Genomic DNA, 13,100 nt, shown 5'->3' with positions numbered 1-13,100 from the left:
CTTCGACCGTCTCCGACGATCTCAGAACAGCCCGGCCTGCGAAGCGCCGCCCCCCGCGGTGACGGTCGGCACGCTCACCCCGCTGTCCGGGCCGGCCGCCGCCAGGTCCCAGCCGGTCATCAGCCGGGTGTCCACCACGACGACCCCGTCCGTCCCGGTGTCCAGATGCAGATCCGGCCCGGCCGCCGCGACCAGCCGCCCCGCGACCGCGCCGCCGTCCACCAGCCCGCTCACCGCCCGCAGCGGCCCGGCCGTCCCGGCCGCCCCCTCGATCCCGAAGATGCCCGCGTGGTCGACGGCCTCGAACGGCAGCCGCTCCAGCGCCTCGGGCCAGCCCCGCCCGTCGAGTGCCGCGGCCTTCCCGTACAGCTCCGCCACCTCGCCGGCCCGCTCGCCGGCCACCGGGAGATCCGCCCGCACCGCCCGCTTGCGCGCGTACGGGATCCGGTCCGGCACCCCGAGCGCGGCCCGCAGCACCTCCTCGGCCCGTCGCGCCGCCATCAACGGCCCACGCCCCAGCCAGCTGAAGACCACCGCCCCCTGCTCCCGCAGCCGGGCCGCGCCCCGCTCCTCGGCGGTGATCCCGACCTTCACCATCCCGGGACCGAACCAGGCCAGGTACACGCGGTACGTCCGCGGGTCGTCGGGAATCGTGTCGGCCGCCACCGAATGCGCCCGGTCCAGCCGCCCGCACTCCGCGCAGCGCGCGCCGGTGCTGCGCTCCGGGACCGCGGCCGTCACCGGGCACGCGTTGCCCCGCGCGCCGATGCACGTCCGCCCGCCCGCGGCCCGGAACCCGAGCTCCGTCCCGTACGCCAGCACGCTCCCCCGCGTCTGCCGGCCCCGGTGCCACGCGAGCACCGGACCGCCCCGGTCCTCGGGCCACCGAAGACCGCCGCACTGCCAACCCATGCGTGAACTCCCGGACTTCTGGACGTGGACGGAAAGAGAGGCGAAACGGGATACGAGCCGGATACCGAGGGGCACCACGGATACGAACCCACAATGATCCCACACATATCGCCTTGCGGTGTGACCTGCGTCACACTGGAAGGGCGGTGGGTTCGCCACCGGAATCCCTCAGAGGTGTTCGGCCATGACCACCACCATCGACGGAACCGCCCTCGACACCCTGCGCACGGCCCTGCGGGGCCCGGTCGTCGCGCCGGGGGACCCGGACTACGACCCGTCCCGCAGCCTCTACAACGCCATGATCGACCGGCGCCCCGCCGCCATCGCCTCGTGCGTGGACGTCGCGGACGTACGGGCGACGCTCGGCTTCGCCCAGGAGACAGGGCTCGGCCTCGCCGTCCGAGGCGGCGGACACAGCGGGCCCGGCCTGTGCCTGACCGACGGCGGGCTGACCCTCGACCTGTCCCCGATGCGCTGGGTGCGCGTCGACCCCGAGGCCAGGACGGCCCAGGTGGGCGGGGGCAGTCAGCTGGGCGACCTGGACCACGCGGCGGACACCTTCGGTCTCGGCGTACCGGCCGGAATCATGTCGACGACCGGAGTGGGCGGCCTCACCCTGGGCGGCGGACACGGCTATCTGACCCGCAGATACGGGCTCACGATCGACAGCCTGATCGCCGCGGACGTCGTGCTGGCCGACGGCACCTTCGTCACCGCGAACGAGAACCACCACGCCGACCTGTTCTGGGCGCTGCGGGGCGGCGGCGGCAACTTCGGCGTGGTCACGTCGTTCACGTACCGGCTGCACACGGTGGGCACGGTCGGGGTCGCGGTGACCGTGTGGCCGGTCGACCGCACGGCGGAGGTCCTGCGCTGGTACCGGGAGTTCCTGCCCGCCGCGCCGGAGGACCTCTACGGCTTCTTCGCCCTCCTGTCGGTCCCGCCGGGACCGCCCTTCCCCGAAGCGATCCACGGGCAGAAGATGTGCGGCGTGGTCTGGTGCTGCACGGCCGACCCGGCGTCCGGCCGGCTGGAGGAGCTGCTGAAGGCGGTCGAGGAACCGGCGCCGCCCGCGTTCCACTTCACCAGCCCGATGCCCTACCCGGCCCTGCAGACCATGTTCGACGGGCTGATCCCCAAGGGGCTCCAGTGGTACTGGCGCGGCGACTTCTTCGACGGGATCCCGGACGCGGCGGTCGACGTGCACGCGGAGTTCGGCCGCAACCTGCCCACCGGCCTGTCGACGATGCACCTGTACCCGGTCGACGGAGCCGCCCACCGGGTCGGCCCCGCCGCGACGCCCTGGGCCTACCGGGACGCCACCTGGTCCGGTGTCATCGCGGGCATCGACCCCGACCCGGCCAACGCCGAACGGATCCGCCGGTGGTGCGTCGACTACTGGACCGCGCTGCACCCGCACTCCATGGGCGGCGCGTACATCAACTTCCTCGGGGAGGCGGAGGACCCGGACCGCGTCCGGTCCACGTACGGCGGCAACTACGACCGCCTGGCCGCGGTCAAGCGCACCTACGACCCGGACAACTTCTTCCACGCCAACCAGAACATCCCGCCGGCCGCGGCGTGAGAACCCGTCCGCGACCGCCGGGGAATCGCCCGGGACGCCCCCGGGACCCGTGCGGCGGCGGGCGTTAGGATCCGGTCCATGCCCCTGAGCGTGCAGGACGTGGAGCGGTTCGAGACCTCCAGGCCCCGTCTGGAGGCGATCGCCTACCGGCTCCTCGGCTCCGCGACCGAGGCCGAGGACGCCGTACAGGACACGTTCCTGCGCTGGCAGGCAGCCGACGTCGACCGCATCGAGGTCCTGGAGGCCTGGCTGACGAAGGTCCTCACCAACGTCTGCCTCAACCAGCTCACGTCGGCCCGCGCCCGGCGCGAGACCTATGTGGGCGAATGGCTCCCCGAGCCGCTGCTCGCCGGAGACCCGATGCTCGGGCCCGCCGACACGGCCGAGCAGCGCGACTCCGTCTCGTACGCGGTCCTCACCCTCATGGAGCGGCTCTCCCCCAACGAGCGGGCGGTGTACGTCCTGCGGGAGGCCTTCGGCTACCCGCACCGCGAGATCGCCGAGATCCTCGACCTCACCGAGGCCGCCACCCAGCAGATCTTCCACCGCGCCAAGAAGCACCTCGCGCACGGCAGGCCCCGCACCGGGATCGACGAGGCGGCCGCCCGGCGGATCGTCGAGGAGTTCCTCGCGGCCGCGACCACCGGCCGGACCGAGCCGCTCGTACGGCTCCTGACCGAGGACGCCGTCGCGATCGGCGACGGCGGCGGCAAGGTCCCGGCCCGCGCCAAGGCGTTCGAGGGCGCTGTCGCGGTCGCGACGTTCATGCGCGGTCTGTTCAAGCCCAGCAAGGCCAAGCGCGACATCGCCGGCGGCTCCCCCGAGGTCCACACCACGACCGCCAACGGCCTCCCGGCCGTCGTGGCGGTCGTGGACGGCCGGGTCATCGGCGTGATGTGCCTGGAGATCACCGCCGAGGGCATCGCCGCGTTCCGCAACCAGGTCAACCCCGACAAACTCGAACGCGCGACCCGGCGCTGGGCGGCCTCCGACCACGGGGACCCCCTGTTCCGAGCCTTCTAGCCCCTCGTGACGCAGGTCACACACACCCCCTGTCAGAAATCGCCGGGCCGCCCGGTTCAAGAGGCGAACCCGCGCGAGACAGGAGCAGGGAAATGCAGCAGCAGCACCGCATCATCGTCCTCGGGGCCGGATACTCGGGAGCCATCGCCGCCGGCCGCCTTGCCAAGCGGCTGCGCCGCGAGGACGTCGCCATCACCCTCGTCAACGCCGAGCCCGACTTCGTCGAGCGCGTCCGGATGCACCAGCTGGCGGTGGGCCAGGAGCTGACCCCCAGGCCCTTCGCCGAGATGTTCGCGGGCACCGGCGTCGCACTGAAGCACGCGAAGGTGACCGGCATCGACCCCGACGGCAAGCGCGTCACGGTCGTGGACGTGAACGACGCGCAGGACGGCGCGCAGGAGGTCACCGAGGACCTGCCGTACGACACCCTCGTGTACGCCCTCGGCAGCGGCTGGAACAGCCAGGGCGTCCCCGGCACCGCCGAGCACGCCCACCAGATCGCCGGCCGCCCCGGCGCACTCCGGCTCCGCGAACGCCTCGCCCGTCTGGACGCCGGCGAGCAGGTCCTCGTCATCGGCGGCGGCCTCACCGGCCTGGAGGCCGCGACCGAACTCGCCGAGGCCCGGCCCGACCTCTCCGTAGCCCTCGCTACGCACGGCGGCCTCGGCGACGGGTTCTCGCCCAAGGGGGCCCGGCACCTGCGGAAGGTCTTCGCCGGCCTCGGCATCACGGTCCACGAACACACCAGGATCACCGAGGTGACGGCCGACGCCGTCACCACCGCCGACGGCATCTCCCTCCCCGCCGCCGTCGCCGTCTGGACCGCCGGCTTCGCGGTCCACCCGATCGCGGAGGCGACCACACTGGACGTCTCCGACACCGGCCGGATCACGGTCGACGCGACCATGCGCTCGCTCTCGCACCCGGACGTGTACGCCATCGGCGACGCGGCCCTCGTGGCGGGCCCCGGCGACAAGCCCCTGCGGATGTCGTGCGCCTCGGGCGTCCCCACCGCCTGGCAGGCCGCCGACGCCATCGCGGCCCGCCTGACCGGCACGAAGGTGCCGAAGACCCCGCTCCGCTACTTCAACCAGTGCATCTCGCTGGGCCGCAGGGAAGGCCTCATCCAGTACGTCACCGCGGACGACCGCGCCGTGAGCGCGGCCCTGACCGGCAGGACGGCCGCCCTCTACAAGGAACTGGTCTGCAAGGGCGCGGCCTGGGGCGTCGCCCACCCCACCCTCGGCGCCCCGACCCGACGCCGCCCGGTACTCCGCCCCCGACCCGGGCCCCAGGTGGCCACCACCGCCAACGCCGAGGCCTGACGGACGACGGCGTTCCGGCACGGTTCACTCGCGCCAGGCGGCAACCAGGCGCGCCGCCAGAGCCGCCACCAGCGCCACCGCGAGGAGATACACACCAAGACGTTCCTCGGACACCACCGGCGACCACACCCGCCAGGAGGGCGGGGTATTGCCCGGCGTCGGGACGCCCACGCCTCACTCCGGCGAATGCTCGCAGCAGCACCTCCTCCACGAGCCCGTCACACCCATCCGGACGAATCCCGCCCGGGAAACGACCCGGACTATTCGGAGTCGGGCGATCCGGGGATGTCGAGAACGTGCCACCGGCTCCGTCCCAGGAGCATCAGGGGCCGCCACCGGCCACACGGAACGAAGGAGAAGCCACCATGGCGATTCAGCGGATGGACAACGTCGGCATCGTCGTCGAGGACTTGGACGCGGCCATCGCGTTCTTCGTGGAGCTCGGTCTGGAGCTGGAGGGCAGGGGGACGGTCGAGGGCCTCTTCGCCGACCAGTGCACCGGACTCGACGGTGTCCGCTGCGACATCGCGATGATCCGGACCCCGGACGGTCACAGCCGGCTCGAACTGGCGAGGTACCGGAGCCCCGAGGCGACCAGCGACGAACCGCGCAACCGGCCGCACAACATCCTGGGCACGCACCGCGTCATGTTCGCCGTCGACGACATCGAGGACACCGTCGCCCGCCTGCGCCCGCACGGCGCGGAACTCGTCGGCGAGATCGCCCGGTTCGAGGACAGCTACCTGCTCTGCTACCTCCGCGGGCCGGAGGGCATCATCGTCGGCCTGGCCGAGCAGCTGGGCTGAGAAGGCGTACTTCGCTGCTGTACGGGCAACGCGAGAGGCCCCCAGGATTTCTCCTGGGGGCCTCTGGCCTGCTGTGCACTCGGCAGGATTCGAACCTGCAACCTTCTGATCCGTAGTCAGATGCTCTATCCGTTAAGCTACGAGTGCTTGTGCGTTCCGGGCTTTTCTCTGCCCCGTCGGCGTTGCGAGAACAACATTACATGACCTGCGCCGTGACGCGAAATCCATTAGCCGCACCCCTGCTGAGCTGCGAGATCACCGGTTCGAGACCCTCCCGGTGGATGCCGCTCGGACCCGGGAACGACCGAAGCCCCAGGCCGTTGGCCCGGGGCTTCGGTGATCAAGCGGAGGCGGAGGGATTTGAACCCTCGATGGGCTTTAAGACCCAAACCGCATTAGCAGTGCGGCGCCATAGACCGGACTAGGCGACGCCTCCAGCACACCCGCGCATGCGCGGTGGTGCGTGCAGATGATGACACAGCTGAGCGTTGCGTCACCAATCGATGCCTACGGTACTAGGCAGTCGGCCGCGAGAGCAAAGCGCCTGCGGTTGCGCAACGCCGTGGCGTGCGGAGCGTTAGTCGGGGTGGGGCGTCCGCCCTTCGTTACCCGCGCCGCCGGCCCGGTCCGGCGGCACGTACGACCACAGGAGCCCGCATGATGCGTCGTCTCGCCCTCACCGCCCTCGTGTCGCTGGCCGCACTGTCCGCCGCCGCGCCCGCGGCGACGGCCGTGGCCGGTCCCCTTCCGCTGCCGGTGCCGCTGCCCGTGCTGCAGAACGACGACGAGGGCACCCACCTCACCGTCGTCGTCTCCGGCTCGGGGGACCCGGCGGCCGACGGCACGTACGAGCTGGACTGCGAGCCGGCCGGCGGCAGCCACCCGGTGGCGCAGCAGGCCTGCGACCGGCTGGCGCAGCTGCCGGGCGAGAGCGCGGACCCGTTCGCACCGGTGTCCCGGGCCGCGATGTGCACGCAGCAGTTCGGCGGACCGGCCACCGCCCGGATCACCGGAACGTGGCAGGGGCGAAGCATCGACTCCGCGTTCGACCGGACCAACGGGTGCGAGATCGGGCGCTGGAACAGCCTGCGGCCGGTGCTCCCGAACGTGCGGTGAGCTGCGGCTGCACGGCATTCGGGGCGGGCCGCGGGGCACGTAATGGGCCAGAGTCGTACACCGTATGCACAGAACCTTGGTGAGAGCTCCCCCTCATCCGCCGCCCCTTGCCCCTCCCCTGCCTTTAGACTCCTCCAGTGACAGCCTGAGGCCCGAGGGGCAAGATGGGGCCCGCTGTCGGCAAGGTGCAGTAATCAGGGAGGAAGCGTCGTCGTGAGCAGCAGGCCATCCCGAGGCGCTGCTCGCCTCGCAGCCATACTCGACGCCCTTCCGGACGGGCTCCTGCTCGTCAACTGCAACGGTACGGTCGTCAACGCCAACACCATCGCCCTCGAAATGTTCGAGACTCCGGGCACCGCGCTCGTGGGTCGCGGACTGCTCGATCTGCTGCCGGAGTTCGACTCCAAGCTGATCCCGGGGTCGATGCGGAGGCCGGAGGCTGCGGACGAGCGGGGCCGGACCAAGCCCACGCGGATGATCGCGCGGCGGACCGACGGCAACGAGTACCCCGTCGAGGTGACGAGCGCCAGCCTGGAGGACGGGCAGGCGGCGTACAACGACGTCCAGAGCTCGTACAGCGGCAGCTACACGGGTGACGAGCTGCTCATGCTGGTCGTGCGCGATCTGTCGGGCACCGTCGACACCGAGGCCGAGCTGGCCCGGTCGCAGCGCCAGACCGAGATGATCCTGCGGGCCGCCTCCGAGGGCGTCGTCGGCACGGACACCGACGGCCGGGTCGTCCTCGTGAACCCGGCCGCCGCGCAGATCCTGGGCTTCCGCGCCAGCGACCTGGGCGGCCAGGAGCTCCATCCGCTGATCCTGCACTCACGGGCCGAGGGCGAGCCGTTCCCGTACGAGGAGTCGCCGCTGGCCGACACCCTCAAGTCGGGGCGCAAGCACCGGGTGCGCGGGCAGGTCCTGTGGTCCAAGAGCGGTGCGCAGGTGCCCGTCGACCTGACCACGGCCCCCGTGCGCGACGGCGACCAGTTGGTCGGCGCGGTCATGACGTTCACCGACCGCAGGCCGTACGAGGAGCTCGACGAGCAGCGCAGGACCGAGGTCACCGAGCTGACCGACCGCCACACCGCGGAGGTCACGGAACTGACCGAACGGCACACCGCCGAGGTCACCGGGCTGACGGAACAGCACGCCGCCGAGCTGGCCGACCGCACCGAGCGGTACGCCTCCGAGCTGGAGGAGCAGGCCGAGCGGCTCGCGGACCTGTCCGCCCGGCACTCCCAGCTGACCGCCGTGCTCGGCGAGTCGCTGCGCGGACCGCTCCAGGAGCTGCGCGGCGAGCTGTCCACACTGGCCGCCGACCCGGCCGGGCAGCTGTGGCCCGAGGCCAACCAGATCCTGCACCACCTGGCGGCGGGCTACGCGCGGATGACGACGCTCGTCGACAACGTGCTGAGCTACCAGCGGCTGGACGGCGGCTCCGAGGCGCTCGTCAAGACGAACGTGCTGCTCGACGGCGTGGTGACCGCCGGCATCGACGCGGCGGTCGAACTGATCGGCCCCGGCCGTGCCCAGTTCGCCGTGCATGCCCCGCCGATCGAGGCCGAGGTCGACGCGGGACGGCTGGTGACCGCGCTCGCGCACCTGGTCGCGGACGTCGCCGGAGTCGACTCGACCGGCAAGGCCCGGCTGGTGCCGGGCGGCGGCTACGTCGACTCGACCGTCGTCGTCGCGGCGGCCCAGCGCGGTGATGTGGTCCGCATCGAGGTGCGCGGGCCGTTCGCCGGGGGAGACCCGGTGCACGTGCCGATCGTGCGCGGGATCGTGCGGGCGCACGGCGGTGTGCTCCAGACGCACGAGATGGCCGGGATGAGCGGCAGCGCGTACGTCCTCGAGGTCCCGCTCGGCGCGGGCGCGGGGACCGTCATGCCGCCGATGGCTCCCGAGCAGCAGGCCCTGGGGCCTGTGCCCCCTGAGGTCCACGGCGATCCCGGCGTGCCCGGGGCCACGGTGCCCGGGGCCGGGGTGTCCGGGCCGGGGGCGTTCGATACCGGGGTGTCCGATTCCGGGGCGTCCGGTGAGGTCGCGCTTCCCGAGGGCGGCCGGGGGCGGCGCCGGGCGCGCAGGGCCTCCACGGATGCCTTCCTGGACAGCCCGGTGGACGGTTCCGACGGCGTCGGCGAACCCGGTGCCGCCGGTCCCGGAACCGAGCCGGCCGAGCCGACCGGGCGACGGCGTGCGCGCCGGGAGGCCGGGAGCGGGCCCGGCCACGGGGCTGTTCCGGAGGCCGGGGCCCTTCCCGGCTCCGCCGATGCCGCAGCGCCCGGGGCCGGACATCCGCACGCGCTCGTGCCGGCCCGGCCCAGCGAGGGTTCCGGGCGCAGGCGCGGGCGGCCCAGTCCCGCGGAGAGCGGTGACCGGGACGGTGCCGGGCAGCAGGGGCCGGGCCAGGCCCTCGCGCTGCCCGCCTCCCCGGGGCCCTCTCCTTCGGAGGGGTCCGTCGTGACGGCCGCCGAGGGTGCTCAGGGTGCCGGGGGCCGGCCGCAGCGCGGGCAGACCGTGCCGCCGCAGGGCGTTCCGGCCGAGGCCCAGCGGCCGGTGCCCGCCGGCGGGCACCGGGCGCACCGGGGCGGCGAGAGCCAACTGGCTCTTCCCGCCGCCGTGAACGCCGTGCAGTCCACAGCCCCCGCGGCCTACACCGACCTCCACGACGCCCCCCGGCCCCATGGAACGTCACCGGCCGACGCGGGAGCGCCTCAGGCGCCCGCTCCGGCGCAGCAGCCGACCGGGCGGCGGGCGCGCCGCGCCCTGTCGGCCGCCCAGGACCGCGCCGCCCAGGCCGAGGCGGGCCCGCGCGTCCCCTTCGCGCTCCCGCCCGCCGACGCCGACCGGGTGCCGCCCACCGCCGGTGAGGCGGACGCCTCGCTGCCCGGGCGCCACGACGCGGTGTCCGGTGCGCCGGGCGACGACCACACCCCGCCGCAGGCGCACCCCGTCCCGACCGGACGGCGCCGTGCGCGGCACGCCGACGCGCCCCAGCAGGACGGGCCGGGCGCGCCGTTCGGATCACCGGGGCAGCCCGGTCCGTACGACCCGAGGGACCCGAACGGCCCCGGCAGCCCGTCCGACCTTCCGTCCCCGCCCGCGCAGCCCGGTGGCTGGGACACGGACGACGCGTCGGGCCAGGGCCCTGCCGCCGCACCGGGCACGCCCGACGGGCCCGGCGGCGATCCGGAGCTCCCCGGATCGGGCCGGACCACGCACACGACCGGGACGACCCCGGCCGGCAACGCCCGTGGCGCCGATTCCGAAGGCCTGGAGGGTCCCGCGGTTCCCGCCGGCCCGGACGCCCATGACGGGACCCGTCCGCGGACGCTCTCGCCCGGCCCGGACGCGCGGCGGCAGCCGCTGCCCGCCGAGGCGCCCATGCCCGGCGGCTCGTCCGACTCGACGCAGGGGCGCGCGTTCAGCGTGCGGACGCTGGGGCAGGGCGTGCCGTTCTCCCAGCACATCGCCCATCAGCAGAACCAGACGCTCGGCGGCGGTGGCGCCGGCCGGCGCCGCAAGCTCGCCGCCCCGCCCGAGGGCGACCGCAACGAGCGCGCCGCCCTGCCGCCTGCGGGGCCCGCGGCACCCGCCGCCACACCGTCGCAGCCGCCCGCCGCGCAGAGCGGCCCGGGCGGCACAGGAGGCATGGGCGGTGCGGGCGGCACCGTGCAGGGCCAGGGTTCCGGGCAACTGCTCGCCGCTCCGGCCGCCGAAGGACGCGCGTACGCAATAGGGGCGCCCGACGAGGGAGCCGCCGAGGGGCCGGAGCCGCTGGACGGGCCCGGCGGCGCGGTCGAGGTCGCCAACCGGCCCTCCCCGCAGCCCGTCGACGACGAACTGCCCCCGGAGCCGCTGGACAACCCGCGCCGGCTTCTGGTCTGGCCGGCGCCCGACGTCTCCACCCAGCAGGCACTGAGCGACCGCGGCTACCGGCCGGTGATCGTGCACTCGCGCGAGGAGGTCGACGCGCAGATCGCGGCGTTCCCCGCCGCGCTGTTCGTGGACCCGCTGACCGGTCCCATCACCCGCAAGGCGCTCCAGTCGCTGCGCCAGGCGGCGGTGGCGGCCGAGGTGCCGGTGCTGGTGACGGCCGGTCTGGGGCAGGCCTCGCGGGAGGCGGCGTACGGCGCCGACCCGGCCGTACTCCTGAAGGCGCTCGCCCCGCGCGACAGCGAACAGCATCCGCCCCGCGTCCTGCTCATCGAGGAGAACGGCGACATCGCGCTCGCGCTGACGCAGACGCTGGAGCGCCGCGGCATGCAGGTCGCCTGCGCCGCGACGGACAGCGAGGCCGTCTCGCTCGCGACCCGGATGCGGCCGAACCTGGTGGTGATGGACCTGATGCAGGTACGCCGCCGCCGGGCCGGGATCGTGGACTGGCTGCGCGCCAACGGCCAGCTGAACCGCACCCCCCTGGTCGTCTACACCTCGGCCGAGATGAACCCCTCCGAGCTGCCGAAGCTGAGCTCGGGCGAGACCGTGCTCTTCCTGGCGGAGCGCTCGACCAGCGACGAGGTGCAGTCCCGCATCGTCGACCTGCTCGCGAAGATCGGCACGAACTGACCGCCGGAGGCGCTGCTTCCGCACACGACGAGGGCGGTACGGGAACCCTCCCGTACCGCCCTCGTCGTGTCAGCGGCCCCGGCTCGGACGGCTCAGAGCCGGGTGATGTCCAGCTCGCCCGCCGCGTACTGCTTGCGGATGACCTTCTTGTCGAACTTGCCGACGCTCGTCTTCGGCACGGACGCGATGACCGACCAGCGCTCCGGCAGCTGCCACTTGGCGATGCCCGCGTCGGCGAGGAACGTCTGCAGCGCCTCGTAGTCGGCGGTGGCGCCCTCCTTCAGGACGACGGTCGCGAGCGGGCGCTCGCCCCACTTGTCGTCCGGGACGGCCACGACGGCGGCCTCGGCGACATCGGGGTGCGCCATCAGGGCGTTCTCCAGCTCGACGCTGGAGATCCACTCGCCACCGGACTTGATGACGTCCTTGGCCCGGTCGGTGAGGGTGAGGAAGCCCTCGCCGCTGATCACGCCGACGTCGCCGGTCTTCAGCCAGCCGTCCTCGCTGAACTTGTCCTCGGGACGCAGCGCCTCGCCGTCCGCGCCGCCGTAGTACGAACCGGCGATCCAGGCGCCGCGCACCTCCAGCTCACCGGCGGACTCGCCGTCCCACGGGAGGTGTTCGCCGCCGGGGCCGACCAGGCGCGCCTCGACGCCGGCCGGGAAGCGGCCCTGGGTGATGCGGTAGGGCCACTCCTGCTCCTCGGTCAGCCCGGCGGGCGGGTTGGCCATCGTGCCGAGCGGCGAGGTCTCCGTCATGCCCCAGGCGTGACAGAGGCGGACACCGAGCCTGTCGTACGCCTCCATGAGGGAGGGCGGACAGGCGGCGCCGCCGATGGTGACGTTGGCCATCGAGGTGAGGTCGCGCGGGTTGGCGGTGACCTCGGCCAGCAGTCCCTGCCAGATGGTGGGGACGGCGGCGGCGTGGGTCGGCCGCTCGCGTTCGATCATGTCGGCGAGCGGGGCGGGCTGCAGGAAGCGGTCCGGCATCAGCATGTTGACGCCGGACATGAACGTCGCGTGCGGCAGCCCCCAGGCGTTGACGTGGAACTGGGGGACGACCACCAGGGTGGTGTCCTTGTCGGTGAGACCCATCGACTCGGACATGTTGACCTGCATGGAGTGCAGGTAGATCGAGCGGTGGGAGTAGACGACGCCCTTCGGGTCCCCGGTGGTGCCGGAGGTGTAGCACATGGCGGCGGCCTGGCGTTCGTCCAGCTCGGGCCAGTCGTAGCTGGTGGGCCGGCCGGCGATCAGCTCCTCGTAGTCGTGCACCCGCACCGGGGCGCCGTCCAGGACGGAACGGTCACCGGGGCCCGCCACGACGACGTGTTCGAGCGACGTCAGCCGGGGGAGCAGCGGGGCGAGGAGCGGCAGCAGGGAGCCGTTGACGATGACGGCCTTGTCGTCCGCGTGCCCGACGATCCAGACCAGCTGCTCGGCGGGGAGCCGGAGGTTGAGGGTGTGGAGGACGGCGCCCATCGACGGGATGGCGAGGTACGCCTCCACGTGTTCCGAGTTGTTCCACATGAGGGTCGCGACCCTCTGGTCCCCGTCGATGCCGAGCTCGTCGTGCAGGGCGTGGGCGAGCTGGGTGGCCCGCCGGCCGATCTCGGCGAAGCTGCGCCGGTGCGGCTCGGGCTCTCCGGTCCAGGTCGTGACCTGCGACTTCCCGTGGATCGTCATCCCATGGGTCAGGATGCGGGTGACAGTCAGCGGTACGTCCTGCATGGTGCTGAGCACGGCGTCCTCCCGGTGGGCGCTA

The 13,100-nt window shown here is 73.3% G+C and carries 9 protein-coding genes and 2 tRNA genes; 6 read left to right on the top strand and 5 right to left on the bottom strand.

Annotation, left to right across the window (positions count from 1 at the left end):
• Window positions 1–21 precede the first annotated feature (21 nt).
• Complete coding sequence (locus OG408_RS20245) at window positions 22–912, bottom strand: DUF2797 domain-containing protein (protein ID WP_326671173.1); 891 nt, start codon at window positions 910–912, stop codon at window positions 22–24.
• Window positions 913–1,096: 184 nt separating this feature from the next.
• Between OG408_RS20245 and OG408_RS20240 the strand changes: the two genes are divergently transcribed.
• The 3 genes from OG408_RS20240 (at window position 1,097) to OG408_RS20230 (ending at window position 4,845) form a co-directional block, all read left to right on the top strand.
• On the top strand, window positions 1,097–2,497 hold the full coding sequence (locus OG408_RS20240) for an FAD-binding oxidoreductase (protein ID WP_266780483.1): 1,401 nt from the start codon (window positions 1,097–1,099) through the stop codon (window positions 2,495–2,497).
• Window positions 2,498–2,575: 78 nt separating this feature from the next.
• Entirely contained in the window at window positions 2,576–3,520 is a 945-nt protein-coding gene (locus OG408_RS20235) for an RNA polymerase sigma-70 factor (protein ID WP_285564390.1), read from the top strand.
• Window positions 3,521–3,612: 92 nt separating this feature from the next.
• A complete protein-coding gene (locus tag OG408_RS20230) occupies window positions 3,613–4,845 on the top strand; it encodes an NAD(P)/FAD-dependent oxidoreductase (RefSeq protein WP_326671170.1) in 1,233 nt (410 codons plus the stop codon).
• 24 nt (window positions 4,846–4,869) lie between these two features.
• Here OG408_RS20230 and OG408_RS20225 read toward each other — a convergent pair whose 3' ends face one another.
• Window positions 4,870–5,016 (bottom strand): hypothetical protein, encoded by a 147-nt coding sequence (locus tag OG408_RS20225; protein WP_326671168.1) that lies wholly within the window; start codon window positions 5,014–5,016, stop codon window positions 4,870–4,872.
• Window positions 5,017–5,210: 194 nt separating this feature from the next.
• Between OG408_RS20225 and OG408_RS20220 the strand changes: the two genes are divergently transcribed.
• Window positions 5,211–5,651: a VOC family protein gene (locus OG408_RS20220; RefSeq protein ID WP_266780479.1), complete on the top strand. Its 441-nt coding sequence runs from the start codon at window positions 5,211–5,213 to the stop codon at window positions 5,649–5,651.
• Window positions 5,652–5,725: 74 nt separating this feature from the next.
• On the opposite strand, the gene OG408_RS20215 is transcribed toward OG408_RS20220, so the two are convergent.
• Together OG408_RS20215 and OG408_RS20210 are read right to left on the bottom strand one after the other, a co-directional pair.
• A tRNA-Arg gene (locus OG408_RS20215) sits at window positions 5,726–5,798 on the bottom strand.
• A 198-nt stretch (window positions 5,799–5,996) separates the two neighbouring features.
• Window positions 5,997–6,087 (bottom strand) — tRNA-Ser (locus OG408_RS20210).
• 221 nt (window positions 6,088–6,308) lie between these two features.
• On the opposite strand from OG408_RS20210, the gene OG408_RS20205 reads away from it, so the two are divergent.
• On the top strand, window positions 6,309–6,767 hold the full coding sequence (locus OG408_RS20205; RefSeq protein WP_326671166.1) for an SSI family serine proteinase inhibitor: 459 nt from the start codon (window positions 6,309–6,311) through the stop codon (window positions 6,765–6,767).
• Between the two features lie 213 nt (window positions 6,768–6,980).
• On the top strand, window positions 6,981–11,336 hold the full coding sequence (locus OG408_RS20200; protein WP_326671164.1) for a PAS domain-containing protein: 4,356 nt from the start codon (window positions 6,981–6,983) through the stop codon (window positions 11,334–11,336).
• A gap of 92 nt (window positions 11,337–11,428) precedes the next feature.
• Here the strand turns inward: OG408_RS20200 and OG408_RS20195 are convergent, their stop codons facing one another.
• Window positions 11,429–13,078: a long-chain fatty acid--CoA ligase gene (locus OG408_RS20195; RefSeq protein WP_266780476.1), complete on the bottom strand. Its 1,650-nt coding sequence runs from the start codon at window positions 13,076–13,078 to the stop codon at window positions 11,429–11,431.
• Window positions 13,079–13,100 lie beyond the last annotated feature (22 nt).

The organism is Streptomyces sp. NBC_01257 (assembly GCF_035917255.1).
Classification (GTDB): domain Bacteria; phylum Actinomycetota; class Actinomycetes; order Streptomycetales; family Streptomycetaceae; genus Streptomyces.
The sequence above is the reverse complement of the archived record's forward strand: the minus strand, read 5'-3'. Positions and strand labels throughout refer to the sequence as shown.